The organism is Pseudomonas sp. TCU-HL1 (assembly GCF_001708505.1).
Lineage (GTDB): Bacteria > Pseudomonadota > Gammaproteobacteria > Pseudomonadales > Pseudomonadaceae > Metapseudomonas.
On the sequence record NZ_CP015992.1, the window covers coordinates 983,203 to 998,236 of the forward strand.

At 66.3% G+C, this 15,034-nt stretch carries 16 protein-coding genes; 7 read left to right on the forward strand and 9 right to left on the reverse strand.

The window, feature by feature from the left end; translation table 11 throughout:
- Positions 1 to 7 precede the first annotated feature (7 nt).
- The 4 genes from THL1_RS04550 to THL1_RS04565 all read right to left on the reverse strand — a co-directional run bounded on the left by THL1_RS04550 (position 8) and on the right by THL1_RS04565 (position 3,987).
- Positions 8 to 469, reverse strand: coding sequence for a PAS domain-containing protein (locus THL1_RS04550; RefSeq protein WP_069082149.1), 462 nt, complete (start codon positions 467 to 469; stop codon positions 8 to 10).
- Positions 470 to 472: 3 nt separating this feature from the next.
- The gene (locus THL1_RS04555; RefSeq protein ID WP_237234815.1) at positions 473 to 1,447 is read right to left on the reverse strand and encodes a response regulator; all 975 of its coding nucleotides are present in this window, start codon (positions 1,445 to 1,447) and stop codon (positions 473 to 475) included.
- A gap of 153 nt (positions 1,448 to 1,600) precedes the next feature.
- Positions 1,601 to 2,827 (reverse strand): TIGR03862 family flavoprotein, encoded by a 1,227-nt coding sequence (locus tag THL1_RS04560; RefSeq protein ID WP_069082151.1) that lies wholly within the window; start codon positions 2,825 to 2,827, stop codon positions 1,601 to 1,603.
- A gap of 218 nt (positions 2,828 to 3,045) precedes the next feature.
- Positions 3,046 to 3,987: a histone deacetylase family protein gene (locus THL1_RS04565; protein ID WP_069082152.1), complete on the reverse strand. Its 942-nt coding sequence runs from the start codon at positions 3,985 to 3,987 to the stop codon at positions 3,046 to 3,048.
- Positions 3,988 to 4,056: 69 nt separating this feature from the next.
- On the opposite strand from THL1_RS04565, the gene THL1_RS04570 reads away from it, so the two are divergent.
- The 5 genes from THL1_RS04570 (at position 4,057) to THL1_RS04590 (ending at position 8,122) form a co-directional block, all read left to right on the forward strand.
- Positions 4,057 to 4,611, forward strand: a complete 555-nt coding sequence (locus tag THL1_RS04570; RefSeq protein ID WP_069082153.1) for a GNAT family N-acetyltransferase — start codon at positions 4,057 to 4,059, stop codon at positions 4,609 to 4,611.
- Complete coding sequence (locus THL1_RS04575) at positions 4,608 to 6,212, forward strand: SagB/ThcOx family dehydrogenase (protein ID WP_069082154.1); 1,605 nt, start codon at positions 4,608 to 4,610, stop codon at positions 6,210 to 6,212. Before THL1_RS04570 ends, THL1_RS04575 begins: the two co-directional genes overlap by 4 nt.
- Before the next feature lie 31 nt (positions 6,213 to 6,243).
- A complete protein-coding gene (gene tesB / locus THL1_RS04580; RefSeq protein ID WP_069082155.1) occupies positions 6,244 to 7,113 on the forward strand; it encodes an acyl-CoA thioesterase II in 870 nt (289 codons plus the stop codon).
- Positions 7,110 to 7,715, forward strand: a complete 606-nt coding sequence (locus THL1_RS04585; RefSeq protein WP_257785006.1) for an HAD family hydrolase — start codon at positions 7,110 to 7,112, stop codon at positions 7,713 to 7,715. The genes tesB and THL1_RS04585 overlap by 4 nt, the downstream gene beginning before the upstream one ends.
- Before the next feature lie 71 nt (positions 7,716 to 7,786).
- Positions 7,787 to 8,122, forward strand: a complete 336-nt coding sequence (locus tag THL1_RS04590; RefSeq protein ID WP_069082157.1) for an endonuclease domain-containing protein — start codon at positions 7,787 to 7,789, stop codon at positions 8,120 to 8,122.
- A gap of 131 nt (positions 8,123 to 8,253) precedes the next feature.
- On the opposite strand, the gene THL1_RS04595 is transcribed toward THL1_RS04590, so the two are convergent.
- Together THL1_RS04595 and THL1_RS04600 are read right to left on the reverse strand one after the other, a co-directional pair.
- Positions 8,254 to 9,126: a KPN_02809 family neutral zinc metallopeptidase gene (locus THL1_RS04595; RefSeq protein WP_069082158.1), complete on the reverse strand. Its 873-nt coding sequence runs from the start codon at positions 9,124 to 9,126 to the stop codon at positions 8,254 to 8,256.
- 100 nt (positions 9,127 to 9,226) lie between these two features.
- Positions 9,227 to 9,661, reverse strand: coding sequence for a DUF411 domain-containing protein (locus tag THL1_RS04600; protein ID WP_069082159.1), 435 nt, complete (start codon positions 9,659 to 9,661; stop codon positions 9,227 to 9,229).
- Between the two features lie 140 nt (positions 9,662 to 9,801).
- Here THL1_RS04600 and THL1_RS04605 point away from each other — a divergent pair, with 140 nt between their 5' ends.
- Positions 9,802 to 10,188 carry a DUF4345 family protein gene (locus THL1_RS04605; RefSeq protein WP_069082160.1) on the forward strand — a complete coding sequence of 129 codons (387 nt, stop codon included), beginning with the start codon at positions 9,802 to 9,804 and terminating at the stop codon, positions 10,186 to 10,188.
- A gap of 147 nt (positions 10,189 to 10,335) precedes the next feature.
- Here the strand turns inward: THL1_RS04605 and trmA are convergent, their stop codons facing one another.
- Both trmA and THL1_RS04615 read right to left on the reverse strand, forming a co-directional pair.
- Positions 10,336 to 11,430: a tRNA (uridine(54)-C5)-methyltransferase TrmA gene (gene trmA, locus THL1_RS04610; RefSeq protein WP_069082161.1), complete on the reverse strand. Its 1,095-nt coding sequence runs from the start codon at positions 11,428 to 11,430 to the stop codon at positions 10,336 to 10,338.
- Entirely contained in the window at positions 11,430 to 12,722 is a 1,293-nt protein-coding gene (locus tag THL1_RS04615; protein ID WP_069082162.1) for an NCS2 family permease, read from the reverse strand. The genes trmA and THL1_RS04615 overlap by 1 nt, the downstream gene beginning before the upstream one ends.
- A 195-nt stretch (positions 12,723 to 12,917) precedes the next feature.
- Here THL1_RS04615 and THL1_RS04620 point away from each other — a divergent pair, with 195 nt between their 5' ends.
- Entirely contained in the window at positions 12,918 to 13,484 is a 567-nt protein-coding gene (locus THL1_RS04620) for a DJ-1 family glyoxalase III (protein ID WP_069082163.1), read from the forward strand.
- Positions 13,485 to 13,782: 298 nt separating this feature from the next.
- On the opposite strand, the gene THL1_RS04625 is transcribed toward THL1_RS04620, so the two are convergent.
- Positions 13,783 to 14,991, reverse strand: coding sequence for an MFS transporter (locus THL1_RS04625; RefSeq protein WP_069082164.1), 1,209 nt, complete (start codon positions 14,989 to 14,991; stop codon positions 13,783 to 13,785).
- Positions 14,992 to 15,034: the final 43 nt, after the last annotated feature.

Below are 15,034 nucleotides of genomic sequence, written 5' to 3' on the forward strand. Positions count from 1 at the left end.
TTCGCCCCTACAAGAGCCGCGGACGACTTGTCTCCGCCAACTGCCGCTTCAACCGCGCCACCTCGGTCATGTCGGTGATCACCAGGCACACGCGCTCCACCTGGCCACCCGCCGCCGCCAGGGGCAGTACCGTGAGGTTCTGGTACATGAAGTCTTCTTCGCCGGTGATGGGGCGGTAGTTCTCGAAGCGGATCAGGTAGGGTCGCTGCTCCCACAGGCTGAACGCGCGGGTGCCCAGTTGCAGCACGGTGTCCACCTTGCGCCGCAGCCAGTTGCGGTCGATCTCCGGGAACAGTTCGAAGAGGTTTTTGCCGTGCACACGGTCGGGTCCGAGACCGGAGTGATTCTCCATGAAGCTGTTCCACACCTCGACGCGGTACTGGCGGTCCAGCACCACCACGCCGACGTCCAGGCACTGGACGATGTCGAGCAGCCAGTGGAGTTCCTTGAAATCGATCTGTGTCGGCATGGGTCAGTCCATCAGGTAGTGGATCTTCTGGGTCAGGCGCGCGATGGAGGTTTCGGTGAAGAGCAGCAACAGGTCGAAGTGCAGGTTGTGGTCTTCGATGGCGTAACTGATCTCCACCGCCAGCGTCTTGCGCCAGCGCCGATTGTTGAGCTGGAACAGCCGCTCGATGGAGCTGTGCTGGCCCAGCAGTTCGGGGTGGCCCTGGGAGAAGCGCACGTCGATCTGCTCGGCAATGCCGGCCAGGCAGGCACCGATCAGGATGCTCGCCAGGTCCAGCAGCATTTCCGCCTGGTTGTCCTGGCCCTGGGGTTTCCAGCCGAGCAGGCGGGCCACTTCGGCGTTCTCGGCATCGTGGAACAGCAGCAGCGCCTCGCCGGCGATGGATTCCCCGATGAACCCCTGGCACACCGCAGACAGCCGCTCGCCGCGCTGGGCATCGGCGAGGGCCATGTGCAGTTCGCTGACTTCGAAGAGGTTGACGTTGGGCACCGGCAACTGGACGAAGACGCCGAGCACCCGCGCCAGCAGGGCGGCAGCGCGGCCCATGGCGACGTTGCTGACTTCGCGCAGGGCATCGCGGAAGTTCACCCGCAGGTCAGGCTCGATCCGGACGGGGACGCCCGTAACCGGACTGGTGGACGGTGCCGGGCGCAACAGGCCGAGGCTGATCAGGGTTTCCCGCAGCTCGTCCGGATCGGCCGGCTTGCGGACGAAGGCCAGTGCGCCGAGTTCGTGGACGCGGCGCTGGGCTTCCTCCTGGATATCGCCGGATACCACCACCACCCTGGCATTCAGGCCCTCGGCGCGAATGCGGCTGAGCACCTGGTAGCCATCCATGACCGGCATGGTGAGGTCGAGCAGAACCACCTGGCCGTGGCCCTGGCGGATGGCATCGAGGGCTTCTTCGCCGTGACTGGCCTGGGTGATATGCACCGGCCAGTCCAGCGGCAGCGCGCGAATCAACTGCTTGCGCGCCATCATCGAGTCGTCGCAGACGAGAAGGGGAATCACCTTGGGGGCACCGCACGGAGAAAGCTGGGCTCTGGGCAATCATAGACGCTGGCCGCGTGCCAGCCGACACCTTGCGGCCAGCTTCCGATCAGCTGTGATTTCTGGCGAGCTGCCGGTTGGTCAGCTCGTCGAGAGCCAGCGCAGCAAGCCCTGTGCGGCGACGCGGCCGCTGGCGAAGCAGGCGGTGAGCAGGTAGCCACCGGTAGGGGCTTCCCAGTCGAGCATTTCGCCGGCGCAGAACACGCCCGGCAGTTGCTTGAGCATCAGGTTTTCATCCAGTGCCTCGAAGGGCACGCCACCGGCCGAACTGATCGCTTCGTCCAGTGGACGCGCCCGCACCAGCGTCAGCGGCAAGGCCTTGATGACGGCTGCCAGACGCGCGGGATCGGTGAAGTCATCCTTGGCGGACAGTTCTCGCAAGAGGCCGGCACGGGCGCCGTCGATGCCCAGCTGGCTGTGCAGATGCTTGGCCATGGAGCGCAAACCGCGCGGCCGGGACAGCGCCCTGAGGATTTTATCCACAGGCTGGTTCGGCAGCAGGTCCAGGTACAGCGTGGCGCTGCCGCGGGCATTGATCCGCTCGCGAATGGCGGCGGAGAAGGCATAGATGAGGCTGCCTTCCACGCCGGTGGCGGTCAGCACGAACTCGCCCTGGCGCGGCGCCGTGTCGTCCAGGCGAACCGTCACCGACTTGATCGGCGCGCCGGCGAACTTCTCCTTGAGCAGCGGGCTCCAGCCTTCCACCTCGAAGCCGCAGTTGCTTGGCTGCAAGGGCGCGATGGACACACCGCGCTGTTGCAGCAGCGGCACCCAGGCGCCATCCGAACCCAGGCGCGCCCAGCTGCCGCCGCCGAGGGCGAGCACGCAGGCATCGGTGCGGACTGCCGATTCCCCGTCCGGCGAGGCGATGCGCAGGGCGCCGTCGTCGGTCCAGCCCAGCCAGCGGCTGCGGGTGTGGATAACCACGCCTTGCTCGCGCAGGCGCTTGAGCCAGGCACGCAGCAGCGGCGCGGCCTTCATGTCGGTGGGGAACACCCGGCCCGAGCTGCCGACAAAGGTGTCGATGCCCAGGCCATGAATCCACGCCTGCAACTCCTCGGCGCCGAAGCCTTCCAGCAGCGCAGCGACCTCGTCGCGACGTGCGCCGTAACGGCCGAGAAAGGGCACTTTCGGTTCCGAATGGGTGATGTTCATCCCGCCCACACCAGCCAGCAGGAACTTGCGCCCCACCGAGGGCATGGCATCGAACAACTCCACCCGCGCACCGCCCTGGGCCAGGACTTCGGCGGCCATCAGGCCAGCGGGGCCACCGCCGATGACGGCGACGAAGGGGGAGGAGTCATTCATGGGGGAGAAACGCGGAAGTGGGATAAGGGACGCATTCTACCGGACTGCGGGCATCCTATAGGCCTGCACGACGGCTTTTCGTAGGGTGGAAATCGCTCTTCATTTCCACCATTCGATGTCGGCCTCTCCCCCGATGGTGGACTGATGACGCGTGGTCCAGCCCTTTGATGGGTTTCGCAAGCTCTACCCATCCTACAAAGGGCAGACATTCCCCCGGCCTATGAGCCAGGAGGCCGTCCGTTTCCCAACCCCATCTCGCGCCAGACCCGGTCAGCACTGTGATGGAGGATGCCGTGGCGTCGCGCCAGCGCCGCGCGGTCCTTGCTGTAGCCGCCGCCGATCACCCCCACCACCGGGATATCCCGGCCCAGGCAATGGCGGATCACCCGCTCGTCGCGCTCGGCCACGCCGACATCGGTGAGTTGCAGGTAGCCCAGGGCATCGTCCTTGTGCACGTCCACGCCGGCGTCGTAGAGCACGATGTCCGGCTGGTAGAGCGGCAGCAGGTAGTTGAGGGCATCCTCCACCACTTGCAGGTAGTCGGCGTCGCCCATGCCCATGGGCAGGGGAATGTCCCAGTCGCTCTCGGCCTTGCGCGCGGGGAAGTTTTTTTCGCAATGCAGCGAGACGGTGACGGCTTCCGGCGTATCGGCCAGCAGCCGCGCGGTGCCATCGCCCTGGTGCACGTCGCAGTCGAAGATCAGCACCCGCTGCGCTTTGCCCGCTTGCAGCAGGTAATGGCTGATTACCGCCAGGTCGTTGAAGATACAGAAGCCCGCCGCATGGTCGAAGTGCGCATGGTGGGTGCCGCCGGCGAGGTGGCAGGCCAGGCCGTGCTTCAGGGCGAGGTCGGCGGCCAGCAGCGAGCCGCCCACCGCGCGCACTGTGCGTCGAGCCAGCGGCTCACTCCAGGGCAGGCCGAGGCGGCGCTGTTCCTCGCGGCCCAGTTCGCCGTCGAGGAAGCGCTGGATATAGTCCGGGCAGTGGGCCAGGGCCAGCACCTCGGGTGGGCAGATTTCCGGTCGATGCAGGCGCGCGTCGGTGGTCAGGCCGCTGTCCAGCAAGTGCTCGTAGAGCAGGCGGAACTTCTCCATGGGGAAGCGGTGCTCCGCCGGAAATGGCGGGCTGTAGTCGTCGTGGTAGACCAGTGGCAGGAACATCGATAGGCACTCGGGGCGGTACGCCGGCAGTATGATGGGGCCCTTGCGTCGTGCTCAAGAGACTGCCCCGTGACCGAACTCAACACCCCGCGTCTGCGCCTGCGCGCCTGGCGCGACGATGACCTGCCAGCCTTCGCCGGACTGAATGCCGACCCGCAGGTGATGCGGCACTTTCCCGCCTGCATGAGCCAGGAGGAAAGCGATGCCCTGGCGGCCTGTATCCGCCGGCATACCCTGCTGTGCGGCTTCGGCCAATGGGTCGTCGAGCATCGTGGCGATGGCGGCTTTGTCGGGGTTGTCGGCCTGCAGAATGTGAACTTCGCGGAGCGCTTCACCCCGGCCGTGGAAATCGGCTGGCGCCTGATGCCTGGCTACTGGGGGCACGGCCTGGCCAGCGAGGCGGCACAGGCAGCCCTGGCGTTCGGTTTCGAGTCCCTGCAACTGGCGGAGATCGTGGCCTTCACCGTACCGGCCAACCTGCGTTCCCAGGCGGTGATGCAACGCATCGGCATGCAGCGCGACCCGGACGGCGACTTCGAACACCCGCTCCTGCCTGTTGGCCACGCGCTGCGTCGCCATGTGCTTTACCGGCTGGGGCGCGCTGAATGGGAAGCGCTGCGATGAATGACGCCGTGCGTGCCTACCACGAACTCAGCAAGCACCGCCCGGATCGCTTCGCCCCCGGCCCCGGCCAACTGGACTGGGCCACCCAGCCGGCGCCTTTCCGTCGCTACAGTGGCGCGCGTCTGCTTGAACTGTTTCACCGTCCGCTGGAAGAGACGCCACCATACGATGCCGTGTTCGCCGCGCCGGTTGGCCGGCCGGCACCGCTCGATCGCGAAAGCCTGTCGCAACTGCTCTACGACAGCCTGGCCATTTCCGCGTGGAAGGAAGCCGGCGCCAGCCGCTGGGCGCTACGGGTCAATCCGTCGTCGGGCAACCTGCATCCCACCGAAGCTTATCTGCTGTTGCCACCCGGCGCGGCCGGGGAGGGCGGTCTGCTGGCCCATTACGCGCCGGATGCCCACGCCCTGGAGGTGCGCGCCGAATTGCCGTCGCCCCTGGCCGCGCAACTGGCCGCAGCGCTACCGCCGGGTGGCTTCCTGCTCGGTCTGGCCAGCATCCCCTGGCGGGAGGCCTGGAAATACGGCGAGCGTGCCTACCGCTATTGCCAGCACGACCTGGGCCACGCCCTGGCGGCCCTGGCGATTGCCGCGTCCGCCCTGGGCTGGCAGGTACGGGCCATGGGCGGCGTTGCCGAACAGACGCTGGACAGGCTGCTGGGGTTGGATCGTCCTGGCTTCGTCGAACGCGAATATGCCGATGTGCTGCTGTGGATTGGCCCCGCCCAGGAGCGCGAGTTCGCCCTGAACCAGCCTCTGCTCGACGGTATCGCAGCGCTGGAGTTGCAAGGCACGCCTAATCGCCTGTCCCGCGAGCAGTACCCCTGGCCGGAGCTGGAGCGCGTCCACGGCTTGTGCCGCGCACCGCGCCTGCCGTTGTCCGAATGGCGCACCGTGGAGGCCACCGCCGCTGTGGATAACCCCGGCCTGCCCTTGCGTCCGCTGCTGCACCGGCGGCGCAGCGCCCAGTCCATGGACGGTCGCAGCGGCATCCAGGCCGAACTGCTGCTGGCCTGGCTGCGTCGCCTGATGCCGGCGCGCTCGCCGGTGCCCTTCGCCTGCCTCGGTGCGCCCCAGGTGGACCTGTTGCTGTTCGTCCACCGGGTCCAGGGCCTGGAGCCAGGGCTCTATTGGCTGGCGCGGGGCGCGGCGTCGGAGGGCGAGTTGGCGGCAGGCCTGCGCAGTGATTTCCTCTGGCAGCGGGCCAGCGACGAGCTGCCGCTGTACCGCCTGCTGGAAGGCGACGCCCGCGGCCTGGCGGGGTTCCTTTCCTGCGGTCAAGACATCGCCGCCGACGGCTGCGTTGCGCTGGCGATGCTCGCGCGCTTCGACGCGGCCCTGGAACGGGGCGCCTGGCACTACCCTCGGCTTTACTGGGAGTGCGGGCAGATTGGCCAGTTGCTCTATCTGGAAGCCGAAGCCGCTGGCTTGTCCGGTACCGGGATCGGTTGCTACTTCGACGATTCGGTACATGAATTGCTGGAAATGGCCGACAGTCGCTGGCAAAGCCTTTACCATTTCACCATCGGCCGCGCGCTGTGGGACGAGCGCCTGACAACGCTGCCAGCCTACCCGGAACTACGAAGACCGCCCCGGCCATGACCGGGGTGGCAGCCTTGCAGAGGAGATCCCCATGACCCAGGTGCTCGACGAGCTGGTCGCGCTGCTGAGCCTTGAATCCATCGAAGAGAACCTGTTCCGTGGCGTCAGCCAGGACCTGGGTTTCCGCCAGTTGTTCGGTGGCCAGGTGCTCGGCCAGTCCCTTTCCGCCGCCAGCCAGACAGTAGAACCCGAGCGCCATGTGCACTCCCTTCACGGTTACTTCCTGCGCCCGGGCGATGCCGGCCTGCCGGTGGTCTACTCGGTCGAGCGGGTGCGCGATGGCGGCAGCTTCAGCACCCGCCGCGTCACGGCGATCCAGAAGGGCCAGCAGATCTTCACCTGCAGCGCCTCGTTCCAGCAGGATGAAGGCGGGTTCGAGCACCAGCTCGGCATGCCCGATGTGCCAGGGCCGGAGAACCTGCCCAGCGAACTGGAGCTGGCACGGCAGAACGTCCACCTGCTGTCCGAGCGGGTACGCGACAAGTTCCTCTGCGCCAAGCCCATCGAGATCCGTCCGGTCACCGTGGAAAACCCCTTCGACCCGCGTCCGGGCGAGCCGGTCAAGTACGTCTGGTTCCGCGCCGACGGCAGCCTTCCGGACATCGCGGCGATCCACAAGTACATCCTGGCCTACGCCTCCGACTTCGGCCTGCTGACCACGTCCATGCTCCCGCACGGCGTGTCGGTGTGGCAGAAGTTCATGCAGGTGGCCAGCCTCGACCACGCCCTGTGGTTCCACCGCGACCTGCGCGCGGACGACTGGCTGCTCTATTCCATGGACAGCCCCTGGGCCGGCAACTCCCGTGGCTTTTCGCGCGGCAGCATCTTCAACCGTGCCGGCCAACTGGTCGCCTCCGTAGCCCAGGAAGGGCTGACCCGCTTGCGTGAGGATTGGAAGTGACGGTTCCGAGCACTGGACTTGGGCGATACCGCCACTGGGTGTTCGACATGGACGGCACCCTGACCATCGCCGCGCACGACTTCGCGGCGATCCGCGTGGCACTGGAGATTCCGCCGGAGGACGACATCCTCCACCACCTTGCCTCCCTGCCCGAGGAGGTGGCCGCCGCCAAGCACGCGTGGTTGCTGGAACACGAACGGGAACTGGCGCTGAACGCCCAGCCCGCCGCCGGTGCGGTCGAACTGGTGCGTGAGCTCCACCAGCGCGACTGCCAGCTTGGCATCCTCACCCGCAATGCCCACGAACTGGCGCTGCTTACCCTGGAAGCCATCGGCCTCGGCGACTGCTTCGCCACCGCCGACATCCTCGGCCGCGGCGAAGCGCCACCCAAACCCCACCCTGGCGGCCTGCTGCACCTGGCCGACCGCTGGCGGGTCGAACCCCGCGAGCTGGTGATGGTGGGCGACTACCGTTTCGACCTTGACTGCGGCCGGGCGGCCGGCGCCGGCACCGTGCTGGTGAACCTGCCGGAAAACCCCTGGCCGGAACTGGTGGACTGGTTCGCGCGGGATTGTGGGGAACTGTTGGGGATGGTGAGGTAACGGCCTTTGGCCCCCTCTCCCGCTTGCGGGAGAGGGCGGGGGGAGAGGGCGATACTGAGCAAGGAGGCTCAATGGAACTGAAGAAATTTGCCAGGGAATTGCGCAGCAACATGACTGATGCTGAGCATCACCTCTGGTACTACCTGCGTGGACATCGGTTCTTCGGACTCAAGTTCAAACGACAGAAGCCAATGGGGCGCCACATAGTTGACTTCGTTTGTCTGGAGCAGCTGCTGGTGATCGAACTGGATGGTGGCCAGCATCAGGAACAGGCTGCTCAAGATGGCGAACGCGATCGCTGGCTGTCAAAGCAGGGCTATCGGGTGTTGCGCTTCTGGAATCATGAAGTGCTGGGGGAGACGGACGCTGTGCTTGAGGCGATAGCACGTGCGCTCGGTAAACTCTGACCCCTCTCCCCAGCCCTCTCCCACGAGTGGGAGAGGGGGCGGTCCGTGTTCGTCGTGACCAGATCGCGCCGATCAGGCCCCCTCTCCCGCCTGCGGGAGAGGGCGGGGGGAGAGGGTAAGAGAACAGCACGCTAGAGCCTCGCCGTCGCAAACGTATCGCAGCGTCCCACTTCCCCTTTCTCGAACCCCAGCTTGAACCAGCGCACTCGCTGCTCCGATGTTCCGTGGGTGAAGGAGTCGGGCATCACCTGGCCTCGGCCCTGGCGTTGCAGGCGGTCGTCGCCGATGGCGTTGGCGGCATTGAGGGCTTCTTCCAGATCGCCCGGTTCCAGCCATTTCAGGCGTTGCTGGGCGTGGAAGGCCCAGACGCCGGCCAGGCAGTCGGCCTGGAGTTCCTGGCGCACCAGCAGGCCATTGTCGCCTTCCACGCGCTCGCCACGCTGGCGGGCGGCGTTGACCTTGGCGGAGACCCCCAGCAGGGTCTGCACGTGGTGGCCCACTTCATGGGCGATCACATAAGCCTGGGCGAAATCGCCGGCGGCCTGGAAGCGGCTGGCCATTTCCTCGAAGAAGTCCAGGTCCAGGTAGACCTTGCGGTCACCCGGACAGTAGAAGGGGCCGACTGCCGAGGAGGCGAAGCCGCAGGCCGATTGCACGCCGCCGTTGAACAGTACCAGGGTCGGGTCCTGGTACTGGCGGCCGGCGGCCTGGAAGATGGCGCGCCAGGTGTCTTCGGTGTCGCCGAGGATGGCGCGGACGAACTCGCGCTCTTCCGGGGTTCCGGTCGGCATGGCCGATTGTTGCTGGGGATTCACCGAGGCGCCCTGTTGGGTCATCTGGCCGAGGATCTGCAGCGGGTCCTCGCCCATCAGCAGCGCCACCACCACCACAATTGCGATTCCGCCCAGGCCCAATCCCTTGCCACCGCCCAGGCGCATGCCGCGATTACCCATGCCACCGGCGTCTTCCACATTGTCGCTGCGACGCGCACGTTGCCAGCGCATGATCACCCTCCGTTCCAAATGCGAGTTAATCAGTGTTGACGCTGGTGGCGGGCACCGCCAGCCCGGTCGTCAGTCCAGCACGATTGGCGGCGGCGGGGTATCAGCGTGCAGGATACTCGCTGAGCACGCTCAACTTGCCACCCTGGGCGACACCCACCACCTGGTAGGCATCCTGGCGGTCACCCATTTCCATGCCGGGGGAGCCGACCGGCATGCCGGGAACGGCAGCGCCCAGCAGGTCGGGACGCTCGCGCAGCTTGAGCACGTCGCTGGCCGGTACGTGGCCTTCGACGAACTTGCCGTCCACCACACCGGTGTGGCACGAGCCGAGCTGGTAGGGCACGCCGACGCGCATTTTCACCGCAGCCATGTCGGTTTCCTCGTGGTCGCGGACCTGGATGCCATTGTCCCGCAGGTGGCTGGTCCAGGCTTTGCAGCAGCCGCAGTTGGGATCGCGGTAGACGTCCATGGTGATGGGCTCGGCAGCCTGGGCGAGGCCGGCGAACAGGGTGGTGAGCAGGAGGAGGGAGCGCATGTGGACTCCTTGCGGCCAGGCTGGCCGGAGACAAAGAAAGGCAGGATAGCGCCGCACCGCACCGGGCCCAAGCAAAGCTCTGTGTCAGACTGTTCCCGACGGGCCTATGCTTTTTCCTGACCTCTTTATGAGACCGGACGATGCTCTTCACCCGCCTTCTGCTGGGCCTGCAGGCCCTGATCCTCGCTGGCTTCGGCTTGGCTTACTTCATTCGCCCGGAAGAAATGGCCAGCCTCAGCGGCATGCTGTTGATGGACCCCTCGGCAGTGACCGATGTGCGCGCCTACTACGGCTGCCTGCAACTGGGCATTGCCGCGTTCCTGCTGCTGGCCCAGCTGCGCCTGCAACTGGCGCGAGCCGCCCTGGACCTGCTGGTGCTGGTCTACGTCGCCCTGGCCCTGGGGCGAGTCAGCGGGCTCTGGCTGGACGGCAGCCTGGGGCAGACCTTCAACCTCTACGCGCTGCTGTTCGAGGTGGTCTCGGCAGGTTTGGCCTTCGCTGCGCTGCGCAGGCTGGATGGGGCGTAGGCTGGGCATGAACTTCGGTCACCCGTCTTAGCTTCCAGTGCCGTAGGGGGATCACGCTTTATCGATCCACCATCGTGCTCCGCACGGCCTCGCAAGGTGGGCATGAAAACGATGTCCACTCTACGTCTGGTGGGCCGGAGCAGGAGCTCAGCGCCGCTCCAGCAGCACCCCGGATTCCATATGGTGGGTATAAGGGAACTGGTCGAACAGCGCGCAGCGCACCACTTCGTGGGTGTCACTGAGCTGCTGGATGTTCGCCGCCAGGGTCTCCGGATTGCAGGAGATGTAGAGGATGCGGTCGAAGCGGCGGGTCAGTTCGCAGGTGTCCGGGTCCATGCCGGCGCGGGGCGGGTCGACGAACACGTTGCCGAACGCGTAGCCCTTGAGGTCGATGCCGGCCAGGCGGCGGAACGGGCGAACCTCGTTCAGCGCCTCGGTCAGTTCCTCGGCGGACAGGCGCACCAGGGTGACGTTATCCACCGCGTTGTCGGCCAGGTTAGCCAGGGCGGCGTTCACCGAGGTCTTGCTGATCTCGGTGGCCAGCACCTTGCGTACGCGGGTGGCCAGCGGCAGGGTGAAGTTGCCGTTGCCGCAGTACAGCTCCAGCAGGTCGTCCTGGCGTTCGCCCAGCACGTCATAGGCCCAGCCGAGCATCTTCTGGTTCACTTCGCCGTTGGGCTGGGTGAAGGCGCCTTCCGGCTGGCGGTAGCGGAATTCACGGCCGGCCACGGTCAGCGCTTCCTCGACGTAGTCGCGGCCGATGACGATGCGCTTGCCTTTGGAGCGGCCCACCAGGGAAACACCCAGTGCGGCGGCGAGCTTCTCGGCTTCGGCTTTCCAGGCGTCGTCCAGCGGACGGTGGTAGCAGAGGGTGATCAGCGCATCGCCGGCCAGGGTGGTGAGGAACTCCACCTGGAACAGCTTGAACGACAGCACCTGGTTCGCCTGCCAGCCGGCCTTGAGAAGCGGCATCAGTTCGTTGATGCGGCGGCTGGCGATGGGGAAGTCTTCGATCAGCACCGGGGTGAATTTGTCGCCGGCCTCGAACATCGCGTAGTGGCGTGTCTCGTTGCCGGTTTCGCGCCACAGGCGGAACTCGGCGCGCAGGCGGTAGTGCTCGCGGGGGGACTCGAAGACTTCCGGTTCCGGGGCGTCGAAGGGCGCCAGCAGCGCCTTCAGGCGCTGCGTCTTCTCGGTGAGCTGGGCGGCGTAGGCCGCCGGGTCGAACTGGGGACGACTCATCAGTGGAAGAAACCCATCTTGATAACGAAGAGCACGGCGAGGATCACCAGCGCCGGGCTGAGCTCCTTGTAGCGGCCGGCCAGGGTCTTGATCGCGGCCCAGGCAATGAAGCCGAAGGCAATACCATCGGCGATCGAGTAGGTGAACGGCATCGCCAGGGTGGTGATCAGCACCGGTGCGGCGGTGGTCAGGTCGTTCCAGTCGATCTCGGCCAGGCCCGAGGCCATCAGCACGGCGACGAAGAACAGCGCCGGCGCGGTGGCGAAGGCCGGCACGCTGCCTGCCAGCGGCGAAAGGAACAGGGCCAGCAGGAAGAGCACGGCGACCACGATGGCGGTCAGGCCGGTACGGCCGCCAGCACTGACGCCTGCGGCGGATTCGATGTAGCTGGTGGTGGTGGAGGTGCCCAGCAGGGAACCGCCCATTGCCGCGGTGGAGTCGGCGATCAGGGCGCGGCCCATCTTCGGCATGTAGCCATCGGCGCGCATCAGGCCGGCTTTCTTGGCCACGGCGATGAGGGTGCCGGAGTTGTCGAACAGGTCGACGAAGAGGAAGGCGAAGATCACGCTGACCAGGCCGATTTCCAGCGCACCCTTGATGTCCAGCTGGAGGAAGGTGGGCGCCAGCGACGGCGGCATGGAGAAGATGCCGCCGAACTGGGACACGCCCAGGGCGATGCCGAGGAGGGTCACAGCGAGGATGCCGATCAGCACCGCGCCGGTCACCTTGCGCGCTTCCAGGGCGACGATCAGGAAGAAGCCGAGCACAGCGAGGATCGGCTCGGGCCTGGTCAGGTCACCGACGGTCAGCATGGTCACCGGATGGGCAGCCACGATACCGGCTTTCTGCAGGGCGATCAGGCCGAGGAACAGTCCGATTCCCGCGGCGATGGCCGAGCGCAGTTCCAGCGGAATGCTGTTGATGATCCACTCGCGGATCTTGAACACCGAGAGCACGAAGAACATGCACGCGGAGAGGAACACTGCACCCAGCGCCACCTGCCAGGTGTGGCCCATCTGGAGCACCACGGTATAGGTGAAGAAGGCATTCAGGCCCATGCCGGGGGCCAGGGCGATGGGGTAGTTGGCGATCAGCCCCATGGTGGCCGAGCCGATGGCGGCGGCCAGGCAGGTGGCGACGAAGATCGCCCCCTTGTCCATGCCGGTCTCGCCGAGGATGGCCGGGTTGACGAAGAGGATGTAGGCCATCGTCAGGAAGGTCGTCAGACCCGCCAGAACCTCGGTGCGCACGTTGGTGTCGTGCGCCTTGAGTTGGAACAGCTTTTCCAGCATGTGTGGGCTCCCCGTGACGCACTGCGTCGTTGTCATTCCGCTGGCAAAAAGCAAAGCACAAATGCACGGCACACGCGGGCGCCATGGACTTTTCTCTGCCAGTCTGAAAAAAGGCGGGCATCATACCAGCTCGCCCAGGAGCGGTGAATTTATGACCGGACGGACAGCTTCGGTTTCCGGGAACAGGAGGACACCATGCATACCCAACCTCAACTCCAGGCCCTGATCGCCGTCGCCGAAGGCGTGGAAGACCTGGAAACCGTGACCCTGATCGACGTTCTGCGACGCGCCGACATCAAGACAGTGGTGGCCAGCATTGAGACCCGCCGGATGATCACCCTGGCCCGTGGCACCCGCCTGACCGCCGACACCATGCTGCTGGACGTGCTGGCCCAGGATTACGATCTGATCGTGCTGCCGGGTGGCATGCCCGGCGCCCAGCGCCTGGGCGAGCACGAGCCTCTGGCCGAGAAGGTCCGCGAGCAGGCCAGGGCCGGGCGCTTCTTCGCCGCCATCTGCGCGTCCCCGGCGATGGCCCTGCAACCCTACGGCGTACTGCGCCAGCGGCGCATGACCTGCTACCCGAGCTTCAGCGACCGCCTGTCCGGCTGCACCTTCGTCGACCAGCCGGTGGTGGTGGATGGCAACTGCATCACCAGCCAGGGCCCCGGCACCGCCCTGGCCTTCGCCCTGACCCTGGTAGAGCAGCTGTGCGGCAAGGCCAAGCGCAACGAAATCGCCAAGACGATGCTAGTGCCCTGACGGCGGGCTCGCAGGGGATTCGCCTGTCAGCTTTGTAGGGTGGATGGCGCTTTTTCATCCACCATCGCCGCCATGCCGGACCTCGGATGGTGGACCTGTAGGGGCGAATTCATTCGCCAAGGGCAGCGCAGCTGCCCCGTAGGTTGGTGCGGGCGGCGTTCCGTCAGAGCGTAGCGAAGCCCAACGATCGTCGTTTACCCGTGACCTCGAAGGGCAGACCTTTGGCCTGCCTGGCGATTGAAATCGCCCCTACAGAGAATAAATTCACCCCCCCAAGGAAACCCTCCCCGGGATGGGATCAGTGCAACTTGTCCCGCTTGGCCAGTGTGGGGAACAGCTTTATCCACAGCCCGGTCACGATCAGCGTACCCACGCCACCCATCACCACCGCCGGTACGGTGCCGAACCAGGCGGCGGTGACGCCGGATTCGAACTCACCCAACTGGTTGGACGCGCCGATGAACAGCCCATTCACGGCACTGACCCGGCCGCGCATCTCGTCTGGGGTGTGCAACTGCACGAAGGCGCCACGGATCACCATGCTGATCATGTCCGCCGCGCCGAGTACCGCCAGCACCGCCAGGGAGAACCAGAAGGAGGTGGACAGGCCGAAGGCGATGGTCGCCACGCCGAAGATCCCGACCGAGGTGAACATGATCCGGCCGACATTGCGCTCGATGGGGAAGCGCGCCAGCCAGAAGGACATCAGCAATGCGCCGACCGCCGGAGCCGAGCGTAGCAGGCCCAGGCCCCAGGGGCCGGTGAGCAGGATGTCCTTGGCGAACACCGGGAGCAGCGCGGTGGCGCCGCCCAGCAGCACGGCGAAGAGGTCCAGGGAAATGGCGCCGAGGATGTCGGGCCGGCTGCGGATAAAGCGGATGCCCGCCAGTAGGTTCTCCAGGTTGGCCGGTGCCTTGTTGGCCTGCTGGTGGCTGCTGGAGAGCCCCAGCATCAGGATGCAGGCCGCAATATAGAGGATGGCAGTCGGTCCGTAGACCCACAGGCTGCCGAAGGCATAGAACAGGCCACCCAGGGCCGGCGCGACAATGGTCGCCGCCTGCATGGCCGAGGCCGAGGCGGCCACCGCGCGGGGGAAGAGTTCCTTGGGCACCACGTTGGGCAGCAGCGCCTGGGTGGCCGGCATCTCGAAGGCCCGCGCGGCGCCCAGGACGAAGGCCATGAGGAAGATCAGCTCGCGGCTGGCGCTGTCGGTGGCACTGGCGAACACCAGTGCCCCGGCCACCACGGCCTGCAGCACCTGGCAGAGGGCAGCGACGCGGCGGCGGTCGAAGCGGTCGGCCACATGCCCGGTGTGCAGCATGAACAGGACCCGCGGCAGGAACTCCACCAGGCCGACCAGGCCCAGGTCGAGCACGCTGCCAGTGAGTTCGTAGATATGCCAGCCGATGGCGACCGTGATCATCTGGAAGCCGCTTGCTGTACAGACGCGCGCGAACCAGAAAGCCAGGAATGGGCGATGGTGGCGTAGGAGAAGGGGCTGGGGCATATCCGAAAATGCTTAGGTTGCTATCGGTGGGGCAGCCTAGCAC

What these genes read in the sequence shown, in the direction of transcription:
- THL1_RS04550 (WP_069082149.1), bottom strand. Translation starts at nt 469, where the DNA reads ATGCCGACACAGATCGATTTCAAGGAACTCCACTGGCTGCTCGACATC.
- trmA (WP_069082161.1), bottom strand. Translation starts at nt 11,430, where the DNA reads ATGAGTCGTCCCCAGTTCGACCCGGCGGCCTACGCCGCCCAGCTCACC.
- THL1_RS04560 (WP_069082151.1), bottom strand. Translation starts at nt 2,827, where the DNA reads ATGAATGACTCCTCCCCCTTCGTCGCCGTCATCGGCGGTGGCCCCGCT.
- THL1_RS04605 (WP_069082160.1), top strand. Translation starts at nt 9,802, where the DNA reads ATGCTCTTCACCCGCCTTCTGCTGGGCCTGCAGGCCCTGATCCTCGCT.
- THL1_RS04600 (WP_069082159.1), bottom strand. Translation starts at nt 9,661, where the DNA reads ATGCGCTCCCTCCTCCTGCTCACCACCCTGTTCGCCGGCCTCGCCCAG.
- tesB (WP_069082155.1), top strand. Translation starts at nt 6,244, where the DNA reads ATGACCCAGGTGCTCGACGAGCTGGTCGCGCTGCTGAGCCTTGAATCC.
- THL1_RS04595 (WP_069082158.1), bottom strand. Translation starts at nt 9,126, where the DNA reads ATGCGCTGGCAACGTGCGCGTCGCAGCGACAATGTGGAAGACGCCGGT.
- THL1_RS04625 (WP_069082164.1), bottom strand. Translation starts at nt 14,991, where the DNA reads ATGCCCCAGCCCCTTCTCCTACGCCACCATCGCCCATTCCTGGCTTTC.
- THL1_RS04555 (WP_237234815.1), bottom strand. Translation starts at nt 1,447, where the DNA reads ATGGCGCGCAAGCAGTTGATTCGCGCGCTGCCGCTGGACTGGCCGGTG.
- THL1_RS04615 (WP_069082162.1), bottom strand. Translation starts at nt 12,722, where the DNA reads ATGCTGGAAAAGCTGTTCCAACTCAAGGCGCACGACACCAACGTGCGC.
- THL1_RS04620 (WP_069082163.1), top strand. Translation starts at nt 12,918, where the DNA reads ATGCATACCCAACCTCAACTCCAGGCCCTGATCGCCGTCGCCGAAGGC.
- THL1_RS04575 (WP_069082154.1), top strand. Translation starts at nt 4,608, where the DNA reads ATGAATGACGCCGTGCGTGCCTACCACGAACTCAGCAAGCACCGCCCG.
- THL1_RS04590 (WP_069082157.1), top strand. Translation starts at nt 7,787, where the DNA reads ATGGAACTGAAGAAATTTGCCAGGGAATTGCGCAGCAACATGACTGAT.
- THL1_RS04565 (WP_069082152.1), bottom strand. Translation starts at nt 3,987, where the DNA reads ATGTTCCTGCCACTGGTCTACCACGACGACTACAGCCCGCCATTTCCG.